At 65.4% G+C, this 23,165-nt stretch carries 23 protein-coding genes; 11 read left to right on the forward strand and 12 right to left on the reverse strand.

What is annotated here, in order from left to right; genetic code table 11:
- Window positions 1–28 precede the first annotated feature (28 nt).
- The 3 genes from OU419_RS07025 to OU419_RS07035 all read right to left on the reverse strand — a co-directional run bounded on the left by OU419_RS07025 (window position 29) and on the right by OU419_RS07035 (window position 3,266).
- A complete protein-coding gene (locus OU419_RS07025; RefSeq protein WP_254471721.1) occupies window positions 29–1,132 on the reverse strand; it encodes an enoyl-CoA hydratase/isomerase family protein in 1,104 nt (367 codons plus the stop codon).
- A gap of 10 nt (window positions 1,133–1,142) precedes the next feature.
- Window positions 1,143–1,961, reverse strand: a complete 819-nt coding sequence (locus tag OU419_RS07030) for an enoyl-CoA hydratase (protein ID WP_254471720.1) — start codon at window positions 1,959–1,961, stop codon at window positions 1,143–1,145.
- A 141-nt stretch (window positions 1,962–2,102) separates the two neighbouring features.
- Window positions 2,103–3,266 carry an isobutyryl-CoA dehydrogenase gene (locus tag OU419_RS07035; RefSeq protein ID WP_254471719.1) on the reverse strand — a complete coding sequence of 388 codons (1,164 nt, stop codon included), beginning with the start codon at window positions 3,264–3,266 and terminating at the stop codon, window positions 2,103–2,105.
- Between the two features lie 128 nt (window positions 3,267–3,394).
- Here OU419_RS07035 and OU419_RS07040 point away from each other — a divergent pair, with 128 nt between their 5' ends.
- A complete protein-coding gene (locus tag OU419_RS07040) occupies window positions 3,395–4,273 on the forward strand; it encodes an AraC family transcriptional regulator (RefSeq protein ID WP_254471718.1) in 879 nt (292 codons plus the stop codon).
- Window positions 4,274–4,276: 3 nt separating this feature from the next.
- Here OU419_RS07040 and OU419_RS07045 read toward each other — a convergent pair whose 3' ends face one another.
- Window positions 4,277–5,524 (reverse strand): ABC transporter substrate-binding protein, encoded by a 1,248-nt coding sequence (locus OU419_RS07045; protein ID WP_254471717.1) that lies wholly within the window; start codon window positions 5,522–5,524, stop codon window positions 4,277–4,279.
- Window positions 5,525–5,714: 190 nt separating this feature from the next.
- On the opposite strand from OU419_RS07045, the gene ung reads away from it, so the two are divergent.
- Complete coding sequence (gene ung, locus OU419_RS07050) at window positions 5,715–6,404, forward strand: uracil-DNA glycosylase (protein WP_254471716.1); 690 nt, start codon at window positions 5,715–5,717, stop codon at window positions 6,402–6,404.
- An 85-nt stretch (window positions 6,405–6,489) separates the two neighbouring features.
- Here ung and OU419_RS07055 read toward each other — a convergent pair whose 3' ends face one another.
- Genes OU419_RS07055 through OU419_RS07075 form a run of 5 tightly spaced genes read right to left on the reverse strand, consistent with a single transcriptional unit; the run spans window position 6,490 to window position 11,883 of the window.
- The gene (locus OU419_RS07055) at window positions 6,490–7,533 is read right to left on the reverse strand and encodes an AbrB family transcriptional regulator (RefSeq protein WP_254471715.1); all 1,044 of its coding nucleotides are present in this window, start codon (window positions 7,531–7,533) and stop codon (window positions 6,490–6,492) included.
- Window positions 7,526–9,043: a tripartite tricarboxylate transporter permease gene (locus OU419_RS07060; RefSeq protein ID WP_254471714.1), complete on the reverse strand. Its 1,518-nt coding sequence runs from the start codon at window positions 9,041–9,043 to the stop codon at window positions 7,526–7,528. Before OU419_RS07060 ends, OU419_RS07055 begins: the two co-directional genes overlap by 8 nt.
- A 10-nt stretch (window positions 9,044–9,053) precedes the next feature.
- Window positions 9,054–9,521 carry a tripartite tricarboxylate transporter TctB family protein gene (locus OU419_RS07065; protein ID WP_254471713.1) on the reverse strand — a complete coding sequence of 156 codons (468 nt, stop codon included), beginning with the start codon at window positions 9,519–9,521 and terminating at the stop codon, window positions 9,054–9,056.
- Between the two features lie 54 nt (window positions 9,522–9,575).
- Entirely contained in the window at window positions 9,576–10,553 is a 978-nt protein-coding gene (locus tag OU419_RS07070; protein ID WP_254471712.1) for a Bug family tripartite tricarboxylate transporter substrate binding protein, read from the reverse strand.
- Between the two features lie 28 nt (window positions 10,554–10,581).
- Window positions 10,582–11,883: an OprD family porin gene (locus OU419_RS07075; RefSeq protein ID WP_254471711.1), complete on the reverse strand. Its 1,302-nt coding sequence runs from the start codon at window positions 11,881–11,883 to the stop codon at window positions 10,582–10,584.
- A gap of 215 nt (window positions 11,884–12,098) precedes the next feature.
- Between OU419_RS07075 and OU419_RS07080 the strand changes: the two genes are divergently transcribed.
- Together OU419_RS07080 and OU419_RS07085 are read left to right on the forward strand one after the other, a co-directional pair.
- Window positions 12,099–12,770 (forward strand): response regulator, encoded by a 672-nt coding sequence (locus OU419_RS07080; RefSeq protein ID WP_254471710.1) that lies wholly within the window; start codon window positions 12,099–12,101, stop codon window positions 12,768–12,770.
- A complete protein-coding gene (locus OU419_RS07085; RefSeq protein WP_254471709.1) occupies window positions 12,763–14,175 on the forward strand; it encodes a sensor histidine kinase in 1,413 nt (470 codons plus the stop codon). The genes OU419_RS07080 and OU419_RS07085 overlap by 8 nt, the downstream gene beginning before the upstream one ends.
- A gap of 56 nt (window positions 14,176–14,231) precedes the next feature.
- On the opposite strand, the gene OU419_RS07090 is transcribed toward OU419_RS07085, so the two are convergent.
- Both OU419_RS07090 and ygfZ read right to left on the reverse strand, forming a co-directional pair.
- On the reverse strand, window positions 14,232–15,068 hold the full coding sequence (locus OU419_RS07090) for an HDOD domain-containing protein (protein WP_254471708.1): 837 nt from the start codon (window positions 15,066–15,068) through the stop codon (window positions 14,232–14,234).
- Between the two features lie 157 nt (window positions 15,069–15,225).
- The gene (gene ygfZ, locus OU419_RS07095; protein ID WP_254471707.1) at window positions 15,226–16,167 is read right to left on the reverse strand and encodes a CAF17-like 4Fe-4S cluster assembly/insertion protein YgfZ; all 942 of its coding nucleotides are present in this window, start codon (window positions 16,165–16,167) and stop codon (window positions 15,226–15,228) included.
- A gap of 158 nt (window positions 16,168–16,325) precedes the next feature.
- Here ygfZ and OU419_RS07100 point away from each other — a divergent pair, with 158 nt between their 5' ends.
- Window positions 16,326–16,580 (forward strand): FAD assembly factor SdhE, encoded by a 255-nt coding sequence (locus tag OU419_RS07100; protein WP_254471706.1) that lies wholly within the window; start codon window positions 16,326–16,328, stop codon window positions 16,578–16,580.
- Window positions 16,564–17,016, forward strand: coding sequence for a protein YgfX (locus OU419_RS07105; RefSeq protein WP_254471705.1), 453 nt, complete (start codon window positions 16,564–16,566; stop codon window positions 17,014–17,016). The genes OU419_RS07100 and OU419_RS07105 overlap by 17 nt, the downstream gene beginning before the upstream one ends.
- Here OU419_RS07105 and nadB read toward each other — a convergent pair.
- Entirely contained in the window at window positions 16,985–18,601 is a 1,617-nt protein-coding gene (nadB, locus tag OU419_RS07110) for an L-aspartate oxidase (RefSeq protein WP_254471704.1), read from the reverse strand. The two genes, OU419_RS07105 and nadB, sit on opposite strands and share 32 nt — an antisense overlap.
- A 452-nt stretch (window positions 18,602–19,053) precedes the next feature.
- On the opposite strand from nadB, the gene rpoE reads away from it, so the two are divergent.
- From rpoE to OU419_RS07135, 5 genes are read left to right on the forward strand one after another with little or no spacing between them, the layout of a single operon-like run.
- Window positions 19,054–19,638: an RNA polymerase sigma factor RpoE gene (gene rpoE, locus OU419_RS07115; protein ID WP_015476086.1), complete on the forward strand. Its 585-nt coding sequence runs from the start codon at window positions 19,054–19,056 to the stop codon at window positions 19,636–19,638.
- 31 nt (window positions 19,639–19,669) lie between these two features.
- Window positions 19,670–20,254: a sigma-E factor negative regulatory protein gene (locus tag OU419_RS07120; RefSeq protein WP_254471703.1), complete on the forward strand. Its 585-nt coding sequence runs from the start codon at window positions 19,670–19,672 to the stop codon at window positions 20,252–20,254.
- A gap of 20 nt (window positions 20,255–20,274) precedes the next feature.
- The gene (locus OU419_RS07125) at window positions 20,275–21,219 is read left to right on the forward strand and encodes a MucB/RseB C-terminal domain-containing protein (RefSeq protein WP_254471702.1); all 945 of its coding nucleotides are present in this window, start codon (window positions 20,275–20,277) and stop codon (window positions 21,217–21,219) included.
- Window positions 21,216–21,671, forward strand: a complete 456-nt coding sequence (locus tag OU419_RS07130) for a SoxR reducing system RseC family protein (RefSeq protein WP_254471701.1) — start codon at window positions 21,216–21,218, stop codon at window positions 21,669–21,671. Before OU419_RS07125 ends, OU419_RS07130 begins: the two co-directional genes overlap by 4 nt.
- A 36-nt stretch (window positions 21,672–21,707) precedes the next feature.
- Window positions 21,708–23,129, forward strand: a complete 1,422-nt coding sequence (locus OU419_RS07135; protein ID WP_254471700.1) for a DegQ family serine endoprotease — start codon at window positions 21,708–21,710, stop codon at window positions 23,127–23,129.
- The last annotated feature ends 36 nt before the right edge of the window (window positions 23,130–23,165 follow it).

Raw genomic sequence — 23,165 nt, forward strand, 5'->3', positions numbered from 1 at the left:
GGCCTCAACCTGCGGTGGAAGGGGCCGGCTAGAGGTCTGCCAGCGGGTGCTCGCCCTCCCAGGTGGCGTCGAAGTGCGCATTCACTACTGCATCAGGTATGGCAGCGATATCCGGCCAGTGCCAGTGCGGGGCGTTGTCCTTGTCGATCAGCCGGGCACGCACGCCCTCGGGGAATTCCGGGTGGCGGCAGCAGTTCAGGCTCATTGCGTATTCCATGCGGAACACTTCGGCGATCGACAGATGGCGCGCGCGGCGGATCTGTTCCCAGACCAGCCGGGCGGTCAGCGGACAGCCCGAGGCCAGCGTCTTCGCACCGCGGGCGATCAGTGCATCGTCGTCCCCGGCGAGGGCGGTCAGCGCCTGCCAGGCGTCGGCTACGCTGGCGCAGTCCAGTAGTGCATCGAGACGTTCGCGGCGTGGCAGCAACTGGGCCTCCGGCAGTTCCGCGCGGGCCTCGCGCTCCAGTGCGCGGAGCAGGCTGTGCAGTTGCACGTCGCTCTGCTCGCGCCAGTTCAGTTGCACCAGGCCGTCGATCAGGTCGTCCTGCTGGGTGTCGAGCAGGAAGCGGTCGGCCAGGTCCAGGTCCAGCGCATCGCGGGCATTCATCTGCGTGGCGGTCAGGCCGAGGAACAGGCCGAGACTGCCCGGCAGGCGGGCGAGGAACCAACTGGCGCCGACATCGGGATACAGGCCGATGCTGATCTCCGGCATCGCCAGGCGACTGCTCGGGGTGACGATGCGTACACCGGCGCCCTGCATCAGGCCCATGCCACCGCCCATCACGTAGCCGTGAGCCCAGCAGAGCAGCGGCTTCGGATAGGTGTGGATGAGGTAGTCCAGGCGGTACTCGTCGGCGAAGAAGCGGCGGGCGAGGGTCGGGACTTCGCCGGGCTGCTCGCGGCAGGCATCGACCAGCTTGCGCACGTCGCCGCCGGCGCAGAACGCCTTGCCGCCATTGCCGCGCAGTACCACGCAGGCTATCTGGGCGTCTTCGGCCCAGGTTTTCAGTTGATGACTGAGCGCCTCGATCATAGGCAGGCTCAGGGCATTGAGGCTCTTCTCGGCATCGAGCGTGGCGATGCCGATGCGGAAGCCGTGCAGGCCGGGGCGTTCTTCGAACATCACATTCATGGTCGGTCCCTTACTGGTTGCGCCACTGCGGCTCGCGTTTCTCCAGGAAGGCGTTGACGCCCTCGCGGGTATCGTCGGCGTCGAACAGATCGACGAAGCGCTCGCGCTCTTCCGGCAGCCAGGTGTTGGGGCCGCGCGAACGGGCGCCCTGGATCAGCGGTTTGATGGTGCGCACCGCTACCGGGCTCTGGCGGGCGACCTTGGCAGCCAGCAGCAGGGCGGCACCGCGCGCTTCTCCGGTGTCCACGACCTGTTCGACCAGGCCGATGCGCAGCGCGGTTTCCGCGTCGATGCGCTCGCCACAGAGGATCATGCGCTTGGCCCAGCCTTCGCCGACCATCCACGACAGCGCCTGGGTGCCGCCGGCACAGGGCAGCAGGCCCACAGCGGCTTCCGGCAGGGCCATCTGCGCCTGGCGTTCGGCGATGCGGATGTCGCAGGCCAGGGCACATTCCAGCCCGCCACCCATGGCGTAGCCGTTGATCGCGGCGATGGAGACGCCACGGAAGTCGCGCAGTGCCTCGAAGGCTTCGCCGAAGCGGCGCGCCATTTCGCGGGCGCGGGCCTTGTCGCCGTCGGCGAACATGTTCAGGTCGGCACCGGCGGAGAAGAATTTCGGCCCCTGGCCCGTCACCACCAGGGCGTAGATGTCGTCGTCGCGGTTGAGGTGTTCGACGACCTGGCGCAAGCCGATCAGCGAGTCGCGGTCCCAGGTGTTGGCAGGCGGATGGTTGATGGTGATCAGCGCGGTGTGGCCGTGCTTTTCCACCGTCAGCTTGTGGGTCAGGTCGAAGACGCCGGGCTTGTAGGGTTCCAGGGCGTTGCTCATGGTGTGGCTCCTTGTCGGTGCCGCCGGTGGGCGGTCTGATGTGTCTGGGACATTAGGCGCGTGCATAGTGGTGCGTCCATGTCCTATCTGTTCGATAGCGCCCGCAGGGCTGGGCGGTTTTTCCAATCCCGGATCGCCTGCTCAGAGCAGGCGATCCAGCATCGCACCCTGTTCGAGCAGGCGGCGGGCGACGATCACCCGCATGATTTCGTTGGTGCCTTCGAGGATCTGGTGCACGCGGCTGTCGCGTACCCAGCGTTCGAGCGGGTAGTCGTTGAGGTAGCCGTAGCCTCCGTGCAGTTGCAGGGCGTCGTTGCACAGGGCGAAGCAGCGGTCGGTGGCGAAGCGCTTGGCCATCGCGCAATACAGGGTTGCCTCGCCGTCCTTGTGGTCCAGCTTGTGCGCGGCCAGGCGCACCATCTGCCGGCTGGCGGTGAGGTCGGTGAGCATGTCGGCGAGTTTGAATTGCAGGGCCTGGAACTCGGCCAGCGCCTTGCCGAACTGCTTGCGTTCCTCGACGTAGCGCAATGACTGCTCCAGTGCCGCCTGGGCGGCACCGAGCGAGCAACTGGCGATGTTCAGGCGGCCACCGTCCAGGCCTTTCATGGCGTAGACGAAGCCCTGGCCCTCGGGGCCGATCCGGTTGCCGGCGGGGATGCGCACGCCTTCGAAGGTGATGGTGCGGGTTGGCTGGGCCTTCCAGCCCATCTTGTCTTCATTGCGCCCATAACGGATGCCCTCGGCATTGGCCGGCACCAGGAAGCAGGAGATGCCCTTGGCGCCGTCCACGCCGGTGCGCGCCATGACGATCAGCACGTCGGTGCTGCCGGCGCCGGAGATGAAGGTCTTGGCGCCATCGAGCACGTACTCATCTCCGTCGCGCCTGGCGCGGGTGCGCAGGTGCGCGGCGTCGGAGCCGGCGTCCGGCTCGGTGAGGCAGTAGGAGGCCAGCAGTTCGCCGCCGATCAAACCGGGCAGCCACTGCTGCTTGAGTGCGGCGTCGCCGAAGCTGGCGAGCATCCAGCTGGCCATGTTGTGGATGGTCATGTAGGCCGTGGTGGCCACGCAACCGGCGGCCAGTTGCTCGAAGATCAGCGAGGCAGACAGGCGCGACAGGCCCAGGCCGCCATCTTCCTCGGCGATGTACAGGCCCAGGTAGCCCTGCTCGGCGGCACGGCGGATCACTTCCACCGGGAAGTGGTGCTGGCGGTCCCATTCGGCGGCGTGGGGCGCGAGTTCGCGGCTGGCGAAGGCGCGGGCGCTGTCCACCAGCAGGCGTTGTTCTTCGGACAGATCGAAATTCATGCAGCTACCTCATTGTTCTTGTCGTGCACATTTTCCATCGGTTATAGCGGTTGCGCCGGCGGCTGTGGATTGACGATCTTGTGCAGGGGATGGACGATCTTGGCATTAGTGTCTGCGGAAATACCGCCATGTCCCGTCCGCTCACTTCGTCCTGGCCGCTGCCACAGCAGGGCGTGCGCTTCATCACTCCGCCGCGACTGCGCCGCGCGCTGGATCGCCATCCACTCGGCCAGGCCTGCTATCCGCTGGCGTTGGGGTATTACCCGGCGGCGGCGGGCCATCGCATGGAGCGCGCTGTCCCGGAGGATCACCTGCTGATCTATTGCAGTGCGGGGCATGGCTGGCTGGAAACCGAGGATGGACGATTAGAGGTCGCCGGTGGCGATCTGCTGGTGCTGCCCAAGGGGCGCGCGCATGCCTACGGTGCCGACGCCGAGCGGCCGTGGTCGATCTTCTGGGTGCACCTGGAAGGGCGGCTGAGCGAGGAGTTCCTGCGCCCGCTGGGCAAGTCGCCGCGCCTGCGGGTCGGCGTGCAGCCGCGCCTGCTCGGCGAGTTCGATGCGCTGCTGGCGTTGCGCCGGCAGGGCCTGAGCCTGCCGCACTTCATCCATGCCGCGCACCTGCTGCAGAGCCTGTTGACATCGCTGGCGCTGCGTCCGGCGCGGGCGCGGCTGAAGTCCGGGCGGGTGCTGGATGTGGAGGCGGTGCAGGCGCTGATGCGCGAGCATCTGCACGACGCGCTGAACCTGGACGAGCTGGCCGCACAGTTCCGCCTGTCGCGCTTCCACTTCGCCAAGACATACCGCGCGCTGACTGGCCAGGCGCCGATCCAGGATTTCATCCGGTTGAAGATGACCCACGCCTGCCGCCTGCTCGACCAGGGCAACCTGGAAGTGCGCCAGGTTGCCGAGCAATTGGGTTATGCCGATGCCTATTACTTTTCGCGGCTGTTCAAGCGCGTGGTGGGCATGGCGCCCAGTCACTACCGGGCGCTGCACGCCGGTTAAGGTTCACTGCAGGGTCAGCGGCTTGCCGGCGGCGCTGCGTTCGGCCTGCCATTCAGCGAGGCTCGGCGCGGCTTCCTTGCCGTCCATGCGTTCGATGATTTCGAAGTAGTCCTGGTGCAGCCGGTCGCGCAGCACGTCTTCCCGTGGCTTGACCTTGACCACATAGACGCTCTGCACGTTCTGGTGGTCGAATGCGCGCCACTGCTGTTCGCCCTTGAGCAAGCTATAGCGGTGGCCTTCCAGCGCCTTGATCAGCGCCTCGCTGTCGAGGCTGCCACTGCGCTTGGCGGCGTCGGCCCACTGGTAGACGATGCTGTAGGCCGAGGCGGATGAGCTGGCGGGGTAGACGCCGTAGCGCTCGGCGAAGTCGCGGACGAACGCCTGGCCGCGCGCCGAGCCTTCGCGCTCGGGCACGCGCCAGGTCCAGGGCTCGGTGCCGATCACACCCTGCATCAGGCCCGGTCCGGCCAGTTCCACCATGCTCTGGGTGAGGTTGGGGGCGATGATCTGGTGGTCGCGCGTCACGCCCAGTTCGTCGGCGATGCGCATGGCGTGGACGAGGTCTTCGCCGAACAGCGCCAGGACCAGTACGTCGGCCTTGCTGGCGGCGGCCTGGGAGAGGGCGTCGCGGTAGTCGGACAGGCGGGCGCCGGGGAACGGCACCTTGATCGACGGATGCCGGGCGATGTCCTGCGTGCCGGTGTACTGGCGCAGCGAGCTTTCGGTGGTCAGGCCCCAGGTGTAGTTGGCGGTGATGTAGAAGTAGCGTTTGTCCGGCAAGGTGCGGTTCAGGTACTGGCCGAGGGCGCGGGCGCTCATCCAGGCGCTGTTGCACTCGCGGAACATGTAGCGCTGGCCGTCCTTGCCGGTGGTGTCGTTGGAGTAGGTGAGGGTTCCGAAATAGAGCAGCTTCTTCTCCGCGGCGCGCTGCCCGGCGGCGATGGCCACCGCGCTGGAGGCTCCGCCGAAGAGCATGGCGGCGCCCTCGGCGGCGAGCTCGTCGACATTGCGCACGGCTTTTTCGGGGCGCGAGGCGGTGTCCTTGCTGACCAGCCGCAGCGGCCGGCCCAGTACGCCGCCGTGGGCGTTGATTTCGTCGATGGCCAAAAGAGCGCCGCGCATCTGCGCGAGACCTTCTTCCTTGTACGATCCGGTGCGCGGGTAGTTGAGGCCGAGAGTGATCGGCTCGGCGGCCTGCGCCAGGCAGCTGAAGGCAGCCACCAGCGAGAGTGCGGCAGTCAGAAATCGCATGTTCGTTCCCTGTTCTTGTTTTTGGCGGGTGAAGCGAGTGAACGACTGTGCACAGAGCCGGCGGTGCCGCCCATTGGCTTTTGGTCGTACACCGATGGCGTCAGGCACCTGCGCGGGCGCGTCAGTCCGTCGATTGACAGGCCCGGCACGCTTACCTAACGTGGCGCGCTTGCGAGACTGTGGGGATCCCATGAACGACGATCGGATAAAACTGGAAGCGAGCTGGAAGGAAGCCCTGCGCGAGGAGTTCGACAAGCCCTACATGCAGCGACTGGGCGAGTTCCTGCGTACGGAAAAGGCTGCCGGTAAGGTGATCTATCCGCCCGGCCCGCTGATCTTCAACGCGCTCAACACCACCCCGCTGGAAAAGGTGAAGGTGGTGATCATCGGCCAGGACCCGTACCACGGCCCCGGCCAGGCCCACGGCTTGTGCTTCTCGGTGCAGCCGGGCGTGCCGACGCCGCCATCGCTGCAGAACATCTATAAGGAGTTGCAGCGCGACCTCAACCTGCCGATCCCCAGCCACGGCTACCTGCAGTACTGGGCGGAACAGGGTGTGCTGCTGCTCAACACGTCGCTCACCGTCGAGCAGGCGCGCGCCGGCTCCCACGCGAATGCGGGCTGGCAGCCATTCACCGACAAGGTGATCGAGGTGGTCAGCCAGCGCTGCGAGAACCTGGTATTCCTGCTCTGGGGTTCCCATGCGCAGAGCAAGCAGAAGCTGATCGACGGGCAGAAGCACCTGGTGCTCAAGTCGGCGCATCCCTCGCCGCTGTCGGCGTATCGCGGCTTCCTCGGCAACGGCCATTTCAGCCGTACCAACAAGTTTCTCGAACAGCACGGCCTGGCGCCGATCGACTGGGCCTTGCCGCCGCTCTGAGGTTCGCTCTCGGAAAAAAAGAGGCCCGCGCGGGGGGCGGGCCTTGAAAGTCGCCGGGAAACTCAGCCCGGCGAGCGTGGCACTTCTACTCCAACGCCTCGGCGCGACGTTGCCAGAGACGGAAACAGGGTTCTGCCAGGAACAGCACCAGCAGCAGGCGCAATACCTGCAATGCGGTGACCAGCGGAACCGAGAGCTGCAGCGCTTCGGCCGTCAGGCTCAGTTCGGCGATGCCGCCGGGCATCATGCCGAGCATCAGCGACTGGTGATCCAGCGGGCCGAGCCAGCCGATCAACTCCGCCACCAGCGCCGCCACAAGCATCATCCACAAGGTGCAGACCAGGCTGCGGCCCACGAAAGCCGGGGCACTGCGGAAGAAACTGCGGTTGAAATGACAGCCCAGGGCGCTGCCGATCAGCCATTGCCCCAGTGAGCTGCTGCCCGCCGGCAGACCGATCTGCAGGTCGGCGGCGATGGCCGCGATGGCGCTCACCAGCAGCGGCCCGAGCAGCCAGGGGTTGGGCTGGCGCAGCTTCTGCCAGAGCAGTGCGACCAGCGCACCGGCGGGCAGCAGCAAGGCCAGCCAGGACCAGTCGACGTGGCTTGCGTGCGTCGTCGGCGCCGGCGTTTCCAGCAGCCAGGCGAAGGCTGCCGGTACCAGCAGTACTACCAGCAGCAGGCGCAGGCTCTGCGCTGCCGCCACCCGGCTGGACTGCGCGCCGTGGCGCAGCCCGAGGTTGACCATTTCGCTGGCGCCGCCGGGCATGCTGGCGAAGAACGCGGTGGCGCGGTCCTCGCCGGCACGCCGCAGCAGGACGATGGCGGCGAGGCTCGACAGTGTGGTGGCGAGCGCACCGATCACGACGATGGCGCCGTGGTTCAGTACCTGCTCGACCACTGCCGGAGTGAAGTGCAGGCCGATGCCGGTACCCACCACCCATTGCCCGGCCTTGCGCGCACCGGGGACTTCCGCCAGTTGCCAGTCGAACAGGCAGCGGCTGAGCATCACCGCCAGCAACGAGCCGATCATCCACGGCAGCGGCCAGCCGACCAGACTGGCCAGCCAGCCGCCAATGGCGCCGATCAGGGGCGTTGCCCAGAACAGGCGCCAGTTGGCCACGTTACGCATCCGCCAGTTCGACCTGGGCGCGGCGGGTGCGCTTGCGCCAGGCGCGGTACAGCGGCAGGACGAGCATCAGCGCGACCAGTGCCCAGGTGCCGAGGGTGATCGGGCTGGACCAGAGGATGCCCAGCTCGCCGTTGGAGATCGACAGCGCGCGGCGCAGGTTCTGCTCCATGAGCCCGCCGAGGATGAAGCCCAGCAACAGCGGCGACAGCGGGAAGTCCAGCTTGCGCAGGATGTAGCCGAGGATGCCGATGGCGACCATCAGGAACAGGTCGAAGGTGGTGGCGTGGACGGCGAACACCCCGATGGCGGTGATGATCGCGATGGCCGGCACCAGTGCCCAGTTCGGCACGGCGAGGATGCGGGTGAACACGCGGACCATCGGTACGTTGAGGATGATCAGCATGACGTTGGCGACGAACAGCGAGGCGATCAGGCCCCAGACGATGTCCGGCTGCTCCTGGAACAGCAGCGGGCCAGGGGTGATGTTGTACAGGGTCAGCGCGCCGATCATCACCGCGGTGGTGCCCGAGCCGGGAACGCCTAGGGTCAGCATAGGCACCATCGCGCCGCAGACGGATGCGCCGATGGCGGTCTCCGGGGCGGCCAGGCCGCGCATGTCACCCTGGCCGAACTTGCCTTTGTCGCCGGCCATTTTCTTCTCGGTCATGTAGGCCACGGCGCTGGCCAGCGTGGCGCCGGCTCCGGGCAGCACGCCAATGACGAAGCCGAGCACCCCGCAACGCAGGTTCACGAGGGCGACCGATGCGGCTTCCTTGACGTTGAACAGCATGCGGCCGCTGGCTTCCACCATCTTGTGGCCGTGGTGGGTTTTTTCCAGCAGCAGGAGGATTTCGCTCACCGAGAACAGGCCCAGTACCAGCACGACGAACTGGATGCCGTCGGATACGTGGATGCTGTCGAAAGTGAAACGGTACACGCCGCTGTTGGCGTCGATGCCGACGCTGGACAGGAACAGGCCGAGCAGGGCGGCCAGCAGGGTCTTCAGCGGACGGTCGCCGGCCAGGCCGCCGAGGGCGACGATGGCGAAGACCATCAGCACGAAGTATTCGGCCGGACCGAAGGCGATCGCCCAGTTGGCCAGCAGCGGGGCGAACAGCACCATGCCGCAGGTAGCGATGAAGGCACCGATGAACGAACTCCAGGCCGACAGCGACAGCGCCACGCCGGCCATGCCCTTGCGTGCCATCGGGTAGCCGTCGAGGGTGGTCATCACGGTGGAGGCTTCCCCCGGAATGTTCAGCAGGATCGAGGAGATCCGTCCGCCGTATTCGCAGCCCAGGTACACAGCCGCCAGCAGGATCAGCGCCGATTCCGGCGGCAGGCCGAGGGCGAAGGCCACTGGAATCAGCAGGGCTACGCCGTTGATCGGACCAAGGCCGGGGAGCAGGCCGACGACGGTGCCGATCAGGGTGCCGATCAGCGCGGTGACGAGGTTGTAGGGGCTCAGGGCGACACCGAAGCCCTGGCCGAGGTAGCTCAGCGTTTCCATGTATCGATCCTCACAGCAGGGGGTCGAGAACGCCCAGCGGCAGCGGGACATCCAGGGTGCGGTCGAACAGCAGGTACATGCCGATGGCGAGCAGCGATGCGGTGATCACGCTGGGCAATGGGCGGCCGCCGTAGACCATTGCGATGAAGGCGCCGATCAGCGCGCTCGACGGGATGAAGCCGAGCGGCTCGAAGAGGCCGGCGTAGACCGTCAGCAGTGCGACGCAGAGCACTACCTTGAGCAGCAATGCGCCTTCGAGTGCCGGCTCGTCTTCTTCGCGATGGATCGGCGTGGGCCGCACGATCAGCCAGGCGAGGCCGGCGGCCATCAGGCCAAGGCAGAGCAGCGGGTAGGCGCGCGGGCCGACCGGTTCGTAGGAAAACGGTGCCTGGTAGTTCCAGGCGATCAGGGCGAACGTGACGCAGGCGATCAGCCAGGCGCCGGCGAACAGCCGCTGGTAGAGGCTGGTTTGCGACATGGGAAAGACTCCTGCGTCGCCGGGCGCACTGGCCCGGCGACGCCGCACGGGGCGTTACTGGATGAGGCCGAACTCGCGGGCGAGCAGCTTGTACTGGGCGACCTGCTGCTTGACGTAGGCGTCCAGCTCCGGGCCTGTCATGGCGAAGGGGAACAGCTCGCGCTGGTCGCGCAGCTTGGCGAAGTCTTCGGAGGCCAGCAGCTTGTCGAAGGCGTCTTTCCAGAACGCATAGTCCTCCTCGCTCACCTTCGGCCCGAGGTAGAAGCCGCGCACCACCGGCCAGACGATGTCGTAGCCTTGTTCCTTGGCGGTGGGGATGTCGGTCATGCCTTCATCCTTCAGGCGTTCCTCGGCGAACACCGCCAGCAGGCGCATCTTGCCGGCGCGGATATGCGGCATGGAGTCGGAGATGTCGGTACTGCCGACCTGGATGTGCCCGCCCAGCAGCGCGGTGGCGATCTCGCCGCCGCCTTCGAGGGCTACGTAGCGCAGTTGCCTGGGGTCGATGCCGGCGGCCTTGGCGATCAGCGCGGTCTGCATCCAGTCCTGGCTGCCGACGGTGCCGCCGGAGCCGATCACCACCTTGCTCGGGTCGGTCTTCAGTGCGGTGACCAGGTCGCCGAGGTTCTTGTACGGCGAGTCCGCCGGCACGGCGATGGCGCCGTAGCTGGTGCCGACCGCCGCCAGCCACTTTACGGCGTTCTCGTCGAAGCGGCCGAACTTGCCCTGGGCAAGGTTCAGCAGCGAGCCGCTGGAAAACGCCGTGATGGTGTTGCCGTCGGCGGGACGCTGGGCGACCACCGCGTTATAGGCCACGGCGCCAACGCCGCCGGGCATGTAGGTGACGCGCATCGGCTTGGACAACAGCTTCTCGTCGACCAGGGCGCTTTGCGCCAGCTTGCAGGTGAGGTCGAAGCCGCCGCCGGGTGAGGCGGGGGCGATGCATTCCGGGCGCTTGGGCTCGGCGATCAGGCTACCGGCGAACAGCAAGGTGGCGCCGGCCAGGGTCAGGTTGCGCAGGACAGTGGACATGGGCAATTCCTCTCTTGTTGTCGTGGGTTTACCAGATCGCCAGCGAGTAGCTGAGGTAGACGCGGGTTTCGTCGGCATCGCGGGCGAAACTCGACCGATAGGTGGCGTTGCGCAGGCGCACTGCGACGTCCTTCAACGGGCCGCTCTGGACTGTGTATTTCAGGTCGGTGTTGCGTTCCCACTCCTTGCCATGACCGTCCATGCCGTTGATTTTGGCATCGTCGCCGCTGATGTAGCGGTTCATCAGGGTCAGACCGGGAAGGCCGACGCCGGCGAAGTCGAAGTCGTGGCGCAGTTGCCAGGATCGCTCGTCGGTGTCGGCGAAGTCGCCGATCTGCACGAAGTTCACCAGGTAGGGGTTGCTGCCGTCGATATACGGGAAGGCGGTGTCGCCGCTCATCTGCTGCCAGCCGGCGCTGAACTTGTTGGAGCCCAGGGCGTAGCTGAACATGCTGTTGAAGGCACGGTTGTCGATCTTGCCGCCACGGGCCGCACCCTCGTCGTCGCTGATCGCCAGACGCACGTCGGCGCTCAGTTTTCCTTCGCCGAAAGGAAAGCTGGCGAGCATGCCGACGAAGTGCTGGCGGTAGACGTCGTCCAGGGATGCGTAGTGATAGCGGCCGGTGAGGTTGTCGGTGAACTTGTAGTCGCCGCCGGCGAGGTCGTAATGATCGCCTTCGGCACTGCCGCCGGAGAATCGGCGGTTCTTGTTGTTCAACGCGAGGTCCTGGAAGTCGGTGGAGTCGCGGTCCTTGGCTTTTTCCAGGCGCCCGCCGGTGAAGTCCAGGCCGGGCAGGTCGGTGGAGTTGAGCAGGCCGCCTTCGAAGGTTTGCGGGAACAGGCGGCTGTCGTTGGGCTGCAGGGTCGGCAGGTCGGGGATCAGGCTGCCGATCTTCAGTTCGGTCTCGGAGACCTTGAACTTGGCGGTGAGGCCGAGCTTGCTGTACTCGTCGGCGGCGCGGCCGTCGTCGTGGGTCGGCAGCAGGCCGGTGCCGGTGCGGTCCGGGCTGGAGTCGAGCTTGAGGCCGAGCATGCCCATTGCATCCAGGCCTACGCCGATGGTGCCGGGGGTGTAGCCGGACTGGAAGTCGAGGATGAAACCCTGCGCCCATTCTTCACGCTTGGACTGGCCGGAGCCGTCGCGGAAATCGCGGTTGAAGTAGATGTTCTGGGTGCTGAGCTTGGCGCTGCTGTCTTCGAAGAAGCCGGCGGCGTTGCACATTGGCGCAAGACCGGCGAGGGCCAGCAGGGCGCTTGCGCGGGCAGGTGTCGTACAGGCAGGTAAAGGCTTGCGGGCAGCCAGTGCAGCCAGGGGCTGGACAGTGGACATGTGTGGTCTCCGATTTTTGTTGTTGTCACGAAAGGGCACCACGCCGCCTTTCGCTTTGAGCAGTCTTCGCCGCTTGGGGGCGATGCTAACGGGCTAAGCTTTCACCAGGCTTTCAGCTACCTTTCGCAGTCTTTTCAGCGAATTTCGCCCATTCACAGCGGCGTGCGGATGGGTAAACTGCGGTCCCGATCCTGCTGCCCGAGGGGTAGATCCGCGTGCGAATTCTTCTGGTCGAAGACCATCCCCAACTGGGCGAAAGCGTCGCCCAGGCGCTCAAGGGCGCAGGCTGGACCGTGGATCTGCTGCAGGATGGTGTCGCCGCGGACCTGGCCCTGGCCAGTGAGGACTACGCCCTGGCGATCCTCGATGTCGGCCTGCCGCGGATGGACGGTTTCCAGGTGCTGGCGCGTTTGCGCGAGCGTGGCAAGACGCTGCCGGTGCTGATGCTCACCGCGCGCGGCGAAGTCCGCGATCGTGTGCACGGGCTGAACCTGGGCGCCGACGATTACCTGGCCAAGCCGTTCGAGCTGACCGAGCTGGAGGCGCGGGTGAAGGCGCTGCTGCGGCGCAGTGTGCTCGGTGGCGAGCAGCAGCAACGGTGCGGCGAGTTGGTCTACGACCTTGGCGCGCGGCGTTTTTCGCTGGCCGGGCAGGCGATGAATCTGACGTCCCGCGAGCAAGCGGTGCTGGAGGCGCTGATCGCCCGTCCCGGCCGGGTGATGAGCAAGGAGCAACTGGCGGCACAGGTGTTCGGCCTGGACCAGGACGCCAGCGCCGATGCCATCGAAATCTATGTGCACCGTCTGCGCAAGAAGCTGGAAGGCAGCTCGGTGCGTATCGTCACCTTCCGTGGTCTGGGCTATCTGCTTGAGGCTCAGGATGGCTGAGCGCCGCTGGGGCTTTCTCGGTGTGGGCAGCCTGCGCGGCCGGCTGCTCTGGCGGCTGGGCGGCATGCTGCTGGTACTGCTGCTGATCGGTAGCGCGGTGACCTACTGGCGTGCCCGGCACGCCGCCGACATCGCCTACGACCGCACGTTGCTGGCCTCTGCGCGGGATATCGCCGACGGGCTCTACGCCAGCGATGGCACGTTGCGCGCGAATGTGCCCTACGTGGCGCTGGACAGCTTCGAGTACGACAGCGCCGGGCGCATTTTCTACCAGGTGATCGACCCGCAGGGGCGGATGATATCCGGCTACGAGAGCCTGCCGGCACCGCCGCGCGATACGCCACGCACCGATGATTATCCGGCGCTGGCCAAGTTCTATGACGCCCGTTACCAGGGGCAGGGTGTGCGGGTGGTCAGCCTGCAGCAGCCGGTCAGCCAGCCGACGGTCAACGGCATGGCGGAGATTCGCGTCGCGGAAACCCTCGGCGCCCGCGAGCGGCTGGCGCGCAATTTGCTCGCCGATACGCTGCTGAACCTGGCGCTGTCGACCATCGCCGCGCTGCTGATGGTTTGGTATGCGGTGAGCGCTGGCCTGCGCCCGCTGGACCGCCTGCGGGCGGCGGTGGAGGAGCGCCAGCCGGATGACCTGCGGCCGCTGCCGGAGGTTCGCGTGCAGCGCGAGTTGCGTCCGCTGGTGGCGGCGCTCAACCATTTCACGTTGCGCCTGCGCGGGTTGTTCGACCGGCAGTCGCAGTTCATTGCCGAAGCCTCGCATGAGCTGCGTACGCCGCTGGCGGCGCTCAAGGCGCGGCTGGAGCTTGGCCTGCGCGAGCAGGATCCGCAGCAATGGCGCGCCACCCTGGTGGAGGCGGTGCAGAACACCGACCGGGTGACCGGCCTGGCGAACCAGTTGTTGTCGCTGGCGCGGGTCGAGAGCGGTGCGCGCGCCATCGCCGAGGGAGCCGGCGAGTGTATCGAGCTGGGGCAGTTGGCGCGGGAGCTGGGGCTGGCTCTGGCGCCGCTGGCTTATGCGCGGGGCGTCGCGCTGGCGCTGGAGGCCGATGAGCCGGTGTGGGTGAAGGGCGATCCGACCCTGCTCAACGAGCTGCTCAGCAACCTTGTGGACAATGCCATCGCCCATGCTCCAGCCGACGGCAATGTGATCATCCGCGTGCTGGCTCCCGCCGGGCTGGAAGTGGAAGACGATGGTCCCGGGATTCCGCCGGAGGAACGCGACAAGGTGTTCCGCCGTTTCTATCGCCGCCGCCAGCAGGGCACCGGCCTGGGGTTGGCGATCGTGGGCGAGATCTGCAGCGCACACAGGGCCCGCATCGAACTTGCGCAGGGGGCGCTGGGCGGATTGCTGGTGCGAGTGAGTTTTCCGGCGGACGCCGCGGCGGGCTGAGCCTGGAAGGTAGAAACCCGCCTGAGTGGCGGGTTTCGCGGGGGGCTAGGGAGTGCTTACTGCAGCATGCTCATCGCGGCTTCCATCGCCGCCGAGAGGTCCTCGTCTTCCTTCAGGTTGGCCTTGGGGTCCAGGCCGAGTTTGGCGAAGGCGGGAATGCTGCTCCAGTCCAGTTCGGTATACGGGTGCTGGCTGCCCAGGTAGCTCTGCAGGGTGGCGACCTGGACGATGTCCACGTAGTCGACCTTGGCCGAGTCGCGGGTGAAGTCCAGGTGCTGGCCCGGCACTGCGGCGATCGGCGCGGGGAAGTCCCAGGCCTTGAGGATGCGGTCGCCGATGATCGGGTGGATGCGCTCGATGACGTGGTTGAGGCTGATTGAGTCGGCCAGCAGTTCGCTGTGTTCCTCGGCGTAGGTGAGGATCGGCAGCACACCGATCTGGTGCACCAGGCCGGCGAGGGTGGCCTGGTCCGGCATCAGGCGGGTGTAGTGGCGGCACAGGGCGTGGCAGATGCCGGCGATCTCGGTGCTCTTGTTCCACACTTCGCGCATCTTGCGGTCGACCACGTCGGAAGTGGCCTGGAACATCTGCTCCATCGCAAGGCCGGTGGCGAGGTTGCAGGTGTAGTTGATGCCAAGGCGGCTGATCGCCATCTGCAGGTCGGTGATTTCCTTGTTGGTACGCAGCAGCGGGCTGTTCACCACCTTGATGATGCGTGCGGTGAGGGCAGCGTCGTTGCCGATTACCTTGCTCAGCGCCTGGATGCTGATGTCCGGGTCTTCCGCCGCTTCGCGCACGCGCAGGGCGACTTCCGGCAGTGTCGGCAGCACCAGTTCGTCGTTGTCGATGGCCCGCAGCAGTTCCTGTTGTACTTTGTCGGCAAGCTTGCTCATGGCTCTTCCTGATTGGGTCTGATGTTGCTTCTTGGTGAGTCGTGTTGCCGAGCGACCCGGAGGGCCGGGCCGCATTGTGCACGGTGCCGCATCAACCGTCGGTTATTTGCATCACCAAATCGTATGTGGGGCCGCCGGGCTCCCCGTCCGGCGGCTCTCAGCGCTGGATCTCGCGGTCGCTGTCCAGCACGTAGGGCAGGTCCAGCAGGCGCAGCGGCTGGCCCTCGGCCTCGCCGAGGCGGACGCGGCCATCGGCGACGGCATCGTCCTGCAGCACTGCCAGCAGTTCCACGCCCTCTGCCGCGCGTGCGGCCAGCACTACTTCGCCAACGCTGGTGGCGTGCACTGGCGAGAACAGCTCGCGGCCCGGCTCGGGCAGGTCTTCAGCATCCAGCGCCAGGCGATGCAGGCGGCGTTTCAGACGCCCGAGGTACTGCATGCGCGCGACGATTTCCTGGCCGGTGTAGCAGCCCTTCTTGAAGCTCACGCCGCCGACGGCCTGGAGGTTGATCATCTGCGGAATGAACAGCTCGCGGGTGGCGCCGAATACCTGCCCGATGCCGGCACGAACCTGGCCGAGCAGCCAGTCGTTCAGGCTGCTCTGGCGCAGCGAGCCGGCAAGCCGAGCGACGACCTTCGCCGAGCGCTCCGCTGGCATCCACAGTTCGCTGCGGCCCTGGCCAAGGGCGATGGCGATCAGGCCATCGCTGCGCGCCACTCGGTCCGCCTGTCCGTCGAGTACAAGCCCCAGTTCACCGAGCAGGTCATCGGCGCCGTCCAGGCCTGCGCGCACCCACAGGGCGCTGTCCTCCGACAGGCTGGCCTTGGAGAACACGGCATATTTCTTGAGGTCGGCGAGTTGGCTGTCCATCAGTTCACGCGCTATCGCCATCAGATAGCCGTCGCCTTCGGCGACGATGCGGAAGCTGGAGGTCATGCGCCCCTTGGGGGTGCAGCGCGCGCCGAGACTGGAGGTTTCCGCGTCCAGGTAGTTGAGGTTGCAGGTCAACTGGCCCTGGAGGAATTTGGCGGCATCTGCACCGCGTACGGCGAGAATCCCTTCGTGATCGAGGAGTGTGAAGAAAGCGGAGTCGGCCATCACGATTCGGCTGTAAGAAAGTTAGGGGCCTCATGATAGAGCGCGGGACCGCGCCTTGTCAGCGGGTGCCGGGAACCTGTGGCATGCGTATAATGCCGCTCGGCTCCCGGCGGCCCAAGGCCACGCGAGCGATTCGATGTATTGCCGAGGACCTGCAGATGACCGACGAAATCGAACTCAAACGCCTCTTCTGGCACAGCCGCCGTGGCATGCTGGAGCTGGACGTACTGCTGGTGCCTTTCGTGCAAGAGGTCTACCCCGGCCTTCCGGCCGATGATCAGGCGCGTTTCCGCAAGCTGCTGGAGTGCGAGGATCAGGACATGTTCGGCTGGTTCATGCAGCGTGGCGAGCCGGATGACGCTGATCTGCGTCGCATCGTCCGCATGATTCTGGACCGTGTCCAGCCAAAGTGATCCCTTCGAGTGCCACTGGCGACCGTCCATCCGGTTGCTGGTGGCCTATCTCGCTGCGCAGTCGCTCGCAGTGCTGGCGCTGTTTCTCGGCGCCATTCCCTGGCTCCTGAGCTGCCTCGGTCTGCTGGCCTGTGCGCTGCATGCGGGATACGTGCTGCCGCGCCAGATTCTGTTGTGTGCGCCGTCGTCCATGCGCGGCCTGCGGCATGACGCAGATGGCTGGCAGTTGTGGAGCGAACGTGATGGCTGGCAACCGGTGCAACTGGTTGCCGACAGCCTGGCGCTGCCGTCGATGATCGTGCTGCGCTTTCGTTTTCCGGGCGGCTGGTTGAAGCGCAGCGTCTGTATTCCCGCAGGCGCGCTGGCGCCGGACCTGCACCGCCGCCTGCGGGTTCGCCTGCGCTTCAGCCGCAATAGGTGGGCGGTGCCAGGATAGTGTCGCGGGCCTCGGGCAGTAGCCCGGGGTAGTCCAGGGTGTAGTGCAGGCCACGGCTCTCGCGGCGCTGCATGGCGGAGTTGATGATCAGCTCTGCCACCTGGGCAAGGTTGCGCAATTCGATCAGGTCGCGGCTCACCTTGTAGTTGCTGTAGAACTCGTCGATCTCGTCCAGCAGCAGGCGCACACGGTGCTGCGCGCGTGCCAGGCGTTTGTTGGTGCGGACGATGCCGACATAGTCCCACATGAAGCGCCGCAGTTCGTCCCAGTTGTGCGCGATGATCACGTCCTCGTCCGAGTCGGTCACCTGGCTCGCGTCCCAGCTGGGCAGGCCGGCCGGCCTTGGTGCGGTCGCGAGTTTCTCGACGATGTCGGCTGCTGCCGAGCGCGCATAGACGAAGCATTCCAGCAGTGAATTGCTCGCCATTCGGTTGGCGCCATGCAGGCCGGTGAAGGTTGTTTCGCCGATGGCATAGAGGTTCGGTACATCGGTGTGGCCGTGCTGGTCGACCACCACGCCGCCGCAGGTGTAGTGCGCGGCGGGCACCACCGGGATCGGTTCGTGGGTGATGTCGATGCCGAAGTCCAGGCAGCGCTCGTAGACGGTGGGGAAGTGCTCGCGGATGAAATCGGCTGGTTTATGGCTGATGTCCAGGTAGACGTAGTCGATGCCCAGGCGTTTCATCTCGTGGTCGATGGCGCGGGCCACGACGTCGCGCGGCGCGAGCTCGCCCAGCGTGTGGAAGCGCTGCATGAAACGCTCGCCGTTGGGCAGGCGCAGCAATGCGCCTTCGCCGCGCAGGGCCTCGGTGATCAGGAAGCTCTTGGCCTGCGGATGATAGAGGCAGGTGGGATGGAACTGGTTGAATTCCAGGTTGCCGACCCGGCAACCGGCGCGCCAGGCCATCGCGATACCGTCGCCGGAGTTGCCGTCCGGGTTGCTGGTATAGAGGTACACCTTGCTGGCGCCGCCGGAGGCGAGCACGGTGAAGCGCGCGCCGAAGGTGTCCACCTCGCCGGTGCTGCGGTCCAGCACGTAGGCGCCCAGGCAGCGCTGGCCGTTCATCCCGAGTTTGCGCTCGGTGATCAGGTCGACCGCTACACGCTGCGACAGCAGTTCGATGTTCGGCCGCTTGCGCGCCTGTTCCAGCAGCGTGTTGAAAATCGCGGCGCCAGTGGCATCCGCGGCATGGATGATGCGCCGGTGACTGTGGCCGCCCTCGCGGGTCAGGTGGAATTCGAAGCTGTTGTCTTCCTTGCCTGGCTCATGGTCGCGGGTGAAGGGCACACCTTGTTCGATCAGCCACTGGATGGCTTCGCGGCTGTGTTCGACAGTGAACTTCACCGCATCCTCGCGGCAGAGGCCGGCGCCGGCAACCAGGGTGTCCTCGACGTGGGACTCGACGGTGTCTGTGTCGTCCAGTACCGCGGCGACCCCGCCCTGCGCCCAGAAGGTCGAACCCTGGGACAGTTCGCCCTTGCTGAGCACGGCGATACGCAGATGCGCAGGCAGAGTCAGGGCGAGCGTCAGACCAGCGGCCCCGCTGCCGATTACCAATACATCGTGCTGGAAGTGCTGACTCATATCCGGCTCCACCAAAAAGGCGCCCTAGTATATAGAAGGGGGGCGCGGCACAATACTGGCGAACCGATGACACCCGAGGCGCCCGGAGCGAACGGCAGTCGCAGTGCGGAGCTTCCGTTCATGCCGTGGAACGAGATCGCCCGGGGGCGCAGCGAAGGTGTCGGATCGTGGCAAATCGCCGGAACTTTTTTAGTCGTTCCGGTTCCAACACGGAATACCTTAAGTCGTTTTTCGCACGGGCTCGGACTGTGCGGCGGCGGTGCGGGTGTTTCGCCCGATACAGTTGAATTCAACGGGCTGCGGACACATGTCTGGGTCCGGTTGCCGCCAAAGTGAAAAAACTGTGCGGCGCATGCTTGGAGGGGAGAACTTTTGCAGAAGTCCCGAGTCTATCTTGGCAGGACGATTCACCAGGGTGCTCGAAGCTCCTCCGAGTTCGTAGAGGAGCATTCATGCTAACCCAGGAACAGGATCAGCAACTGGTTGAACGGGTACAGCGCGGAGACAAGCGGGCATTCGATTTGTTGGTACTTAAGTACCAACACAAGATTCTCGGGTTGATCGTGCGTTTCGTGCACGACGCCCAGGAGGCCCAGGATGTTGCACAGGAAGCGTTCATCAAGGCGTATCGCGCCTTGGGTAACTTCCGCGGCGACAGTGCCTTTTATACCTGGTTGTACCGTATCGCCATCAACACCGCGAAAAACCATCTGGTAGCGCGCGGTCGGCGGCCGCCGGACAGTGATGTCACGGCGGAAGACGCGGAGTTCTTCGAGGGTGACCATGCCCTGAAGGACATCGAGTCGCCAGAAAGAGCCATGCTGCGGGATGAGATCGAGGAAACCGTTCATCGAACCATCCAGCAGTTGCCCGAGGACCTGCGCACGGCACTGACGTTGCGTGAGTTCGAAGGGTTGAGTTACGAGGATATCGCCACCGTGATGCAGTGTCCGGTGGGAACGGTCCGCTCACGGATATTCCGTGCGCGGGAAGCGATCGACAAAGCTTTGCAGCCTTTGTTGCATGAAGAAGTCTGATACAGCGGCAACAGCCAAGAGAGGTACCGCTATGAGTCGTGAAGCCCTGCAGGAATCGCTGTCCGCTGTAATGGATAACGAAGCGGATGAGCTGGAGCTGCGGCGTGTGCTTGCAGCCTGCGGCGAGGACGCCGAATTGCGGACCACCTGGTCCCGTTATCAACTGGCTCGGGCAGTGATGCACCATGAGCCGGTCATGCCGAAACTGGACATCGCCGCTGCGGTTTCCGCTGCGCTGGCCGATGAGGCCGCCCCTGCGCCGAGCAGCCGCAACCCGTGGCGCAATGTCGGTCGCCTGGCGGTTGCCGCTTCCGTGACCCTGGCCGTGCTGGCGGGTGTTCGCCTGTATCATCAGGACGATAGCGTTGCCAACGGCCTGGCCCAGCAGAGTGCCACTCCGCAGATCGCGTTGCCGCAGGTGCAGGGGCCGGCGGTACTGGCAGGCTACACTCAGGACGAGGCGCCGCAGGTGATTACCAATGCCCAGAGCGGGCAGACCACCTGGCATGAGCAGCGTCTTCCGGGTTACCTGCGCCAGCATGCGCAACAGTCCACCGTGAGTGGCACTGACAGTGCTCTGCCGTATGCACGCGCCGCGAGCCTGGAAAGCCGCTGATTGCGACCTTAAGGAGCGAAATGCGCGCTACTACAGCATTGCTGTTCATCTTTGGCGGTCTGCTGGCATTGCCGGTGCAGGCCGCTGATGCGTTGGACTGGATCAAGCGCCTCTCTCAGGCGGATCAGCAACAGAACTTCCAGGGTACTTTCGTTTACGAGCGCAGCGGCGCCTTCTCGACGCACGACGTCTGGCATCGGGTCGATGCCGATGGTTCGGTGCGTGAGCGCCTCGTGCAGGCCGATGGTCCGCGCCAGGAGGTGCTACGAGTCAATGGCGTCACGCAGTGCGTGGGTGGCGGCATGGCCGGGCAGGTGGCTGGCGGCGAGCTTTGGCCGGCGCGCCGGCTGAATCCGCAGGAGCTTTCTTCCTGGTACGACATCCGAATCGCTGGCGAATCGCGTATCGCCGACCGGCCGGCGGTGGTACTTGCTGTGTTGCCGCGTGATCAGCATCGCTACGGCTTCGAGCTTCACCTGGACAAGGAAACCGGACTGCCGCTCAAGTCGCTTCTGCTCAACGACAAGGGCCAGATCATCGAACGACTCCAGTTCACCCGGATTGAGCTGACCGCACCTGACGATGCCCAATTGCAGCCGGCGGCGGCCTGTCAGCCGGTGAAGGAGCTCAAAGATGCGAGTGTGACGACCGGCTGGCATTCCGAGTGGGTTCCGCCGGGTTTCACCCTGAACAGCACTCTGCAGCAACGCAGTCCGGTCTCGAACGACCAGGTTCTATGCCTGGCCTATGGCGACGGCCTGGCCCGGTTCTCTGTTTTCCTCGAACCACTGCATGGCGCCAAGGTTGATGATGCGCGTACGCAGTTGGGGCCTACAACAGTAGTGTCTAGGCGTTTCGCCAGCGAAGACGGTGGGACGATGGTGACCGTGGTTGGCGAGATTCCCAGCGGTACGGCTGAGCGGGTGGCGCTTTCCATGCGCCCATCGGGAGCCCAGCCACAGTGATCGAGGAGAGGGGGAGGGTGATAGCGGTCGAGTCCGGAGCGGTCTGGGTCGAAACGCTGCGTCGCTCCACCTGCTCTGGATGTTCGGCCAATGCCGGCTGCGGCCAGGGTATCCTGGCTCGTCTGGGTGTTGGTGGCAGGGGTGGCCGCGTGCGCGCCCTATCTTCGCTGAAACTCGCGCCTGGCGATGAAGTCGTGCTGGGCGTAGGCGAGGGTATTCTCGTGAAGAGTGCCTTGCTCTTCTATCTTCTTCCCTTGCTCGGATTGTTCGCGCTGGCGCTTCTTGCGGCCCGCTTCGGTGTTGGGGAATCCTTGATCATATTGGCCGGGTTGGCGGGGTTCCTGCTTGCCTGGCTGTTCGTGCGTCGTGTGGCGCGGCGCCATTCGGATGATCCAGCGATGCAACCGGTTGTGCTGCGCGCGCTGGTCGGTGGGCCTCTCGGCCCGGTTTAGTGTCTTTCCCAATCAACATCACGGGAGCTGTAGTCAATGCAAACCCTGAAACGCAGCATGGCTGCGCTGGTTGCCCTGGTGGCCTTGAGCCTGACGGTTACCGCGCGAGCCGAACTACCGGACTTCACGCCGCTGGTGGAGAAGGCGTCGCCGGCAGTGGTCAATATCAGTACCACGCAGAAGCTTCCGGATCGTGCCAGTGCCCAGATGGGCATTCCGGATCTGGACGGCCTGCCTCCGGGCCTGCGCGAGTTCTTCGAGCGCAGCATTCCGCGCGGTCAGGGCCAGGCGCCCCGCGGGCAGCAGCGCGAGGCCCAGTCGCTGGGTTCGGGCTTCATCATTTCCGACGATGGTTACATCCTTACTAACAATCATGTGGTTGCGGATGCCGACGAGATTCTCGTACGTCTTTCTGACCGCAGCGAGCACAAGGCCAAGCTGGTCGGTGCCGATCCGCGCAGCGACGTCGCCGTGCTGAAGATCGATGCCAAGAACCTGCCGACCCTCAAGCTGGGCGATTCCGACAAGCTCAAGGTAGGTGAGTGGGTGCTGGCCATCGGCTCGCCGTTCGGCTTCGACCACTCGGTGACTGCCGGTATCGTCAGCGCCAAGGGCCGCAGCCTGCCGAACGAGAACTACGTACCATTCATCCAGACCGACGTAGCCATCAACCCGGGCAACTCGGGTGGCCCGCTGCTGAACCTGCAGGGTGAGGTGGTCGGCATCAACTCGCAGATTTTCACTCGTTCCGGCGGCTTCATGGGGCTTTCCTTCGCGATTCCGATCGATGTGGCGCTGAACGTCGCCGATCAGCTGAAAAAAGAAGGCAAGGTCAGCCGTGGCTGGCTTGGTGTGGTGATTCAGGAGGTCAACAAGGATCTGGCTGAGTCCTTCGGTCTGGACAAGCCGTCCGGTGCGCTGGTGGCTCAGTTGGTCGAAAACGGTCCGGCCGCCAAGGGTGGCCTGCAGGTTGGCGATGTGATCCTCAGCCTCAATGGCCAGACCATCAATGAGTCGGCAGACCTGCCGCACCTGGTGGGCAACATGAAGCCGGGTGACAAGGCAACGCTGGAGGTCATTCGCGATGGCAACCGCAAGACGCTGAACATGTCGATCGGCAACCTGCCGGATGACGACGAAGAAGTCGCCGCAGTGGAGGGCAAGGGTGCCGAGCGCAGCAGCAACCGTCTGGGCGTGACTGTCGCAGAGCTGACCAGTGAGCAGCGCAAGTCGATGGACATCAAGGGCGGTGTGGTGATCAAGGAAGTGCAGGGCGGTCCGGCGGCGATGGTCGGCCTGCGTCCTGGGGATGTCATCACGCACCTGAACAATCGTGCGGTCGACTCGTCCAAGACCTTCACCGAGATCGCCAAGTCACTGCCGAAGGATCGCTCCATCTCCATGCGCGTACTGCGCCAGGGGCGTGCGAGCTTCATTACCTTCAAGCTGGCCGAGTAAGGCTGGCACCAAAAAAGGGCGGTCTTCACCGCCCTT

The sequence above is a fragment of the Pseudomonas triclosanedens genome (assembly GCF_026686735.1).
Classification (GTDB): domain Bacteria; phylum Pseudomonadota; class Gammaproteobacteria; order Pseudomonadales; family Pseudomonadaceae; genus Pseudomonas; species Pseudomonas triclosanedens.

Coding starts and splice junctions, on each gene's coding strand:
- OU419_RS07085 (WP_254471709.1), top strand. CDS start 12,763: ATGGCTGAGCGCCGCTGGGGCTTTCTCGGTGTGGGCAGCCTGCGCGGC.
- OU419_RS07100 (WP_254471706.1), top strand. CDS start 16,326: ATGACCGACGAAATCGAACTCAAACGCCTCTTCTGGCACAGCCGCCGT.
- OU419_RS07035 (WP_254471719.1), bottom strand. CDS start 3,266: ATGAATTTCGATCTGTCCGAAGAACAACGCCTGCTGGTGGACAGCGCC.
- ung (WP_254471716.1), top strand. CDS start 5,715: ATGAACGACGATCGGATAAAACTGGAAGCGAGCTGGAAGGAAGCCCTG.
- OU419_RS07040 (WP_254471718.1), top strand. CDS start 3,395: ATGTCCCGTCCGCTCACTTCGTCCTGGCCGCTGCCACAGCAGGGCGTG.
- nadB (WP_254471704.1), bottom strand. CDS start 18,601: ATGAGTCAGCACTTCCAGCACGATGTATTGGTAATCGGCAGCGGGGCC.
- OU419_RS07060 (WP_254471714.1), bottom strand. CDS start 9,043: ATGGAAACGCTGAGCTACCTCGGCCAGGGCTTCGGTGTCGCCCTGAGC.
- OU419_RS07055 (WP_254471715.1), bottom strand. CDS start 7,533: ATGCGTAACGTGGCCAACTGGCGCCTGTTCTGGGCAACGCCCCTGATC.
- OU419_RS07075 (WP_254471711.1), bottom strand. CDS start 11,883: ATGTCCACTGTCCAGCCCCTGGCTGCACTGGCTGCCCGCAAGCCTTTA.
- ygfZ (WP_254471707.1), bottom strand. CDS start 16,167: ATGGCCGACTCCGCTTTCTTCACACTCCTCGATCACGAAGGGATTCTC.
- OU419_RS07070 (WP_254471712.1), bottom strand. CDS start 10,553: ATGTCCACTGTCCTGCGCAACCTGACCCTGGCCGGCGCCACCTTGCTG.
- OU419_RS07090 (WP_254471708.1), bottom strand. CDS start 15,068: ATGAGCAAGCTTGCCGACAAAGTACAACAGGAACTGCTGCGGGCCATC.
- OU419_RS07045 (WP_254471717.1), bottom strand. CDS start 5,524: ATGCGATTTCTGACTGCCGCACTCTCGCTGGTGGCTGCCTTCAGCTGC.
- OU419_RS07135 (WP_254471700.1), top strand. CDS start 21,708: ATGCAAACCCTGAAACGCAGCATGGCTGCGCTGGTTGCCCTGGTGGCC.
- OU419_RS07120 (WP_254471703.1), top strand. CDS start 19,670: ATGAGTCGTGAAGCCCTGCAGGAATCGCTGTCCGCTGTAATGGATAAC.
- OU419_RS07065 (WP_254471713.1), bottom strand. CDS start 9,521: ATGTCGCAAACCAGCCTCTACCAGCGGCTGTTCGCCGGCGCCTGGCTG.
- OU419_RS07025 (WP_254471721.1), bottom strand. CDS start 1,132: ATGAATGTGATGTTCGAAGAACGCCCCGGCCTGCACGGCTTCCGCATC.
- rpoE (WP_015476086.1), top strand. CDS start 19,054: ATGCTAACCCAGGAACAGGATCAGCAACTGGTTGAACGGGTACAGCGC.
- OU419_RS07030 (WP_254471720.1), bottom strand. CDS start 1,961: ATGAGCAACGCCCTGGAACCCTACAAGCCCGGCGTCTTCGACCTGACC.
- OU419_RS07125 (WP_254471702.1), top strand. CDS start 20,275: ATGCGCGCTACTACAGCATTGCTGTTCATCTTTGGCGGTCTGCTGGCA.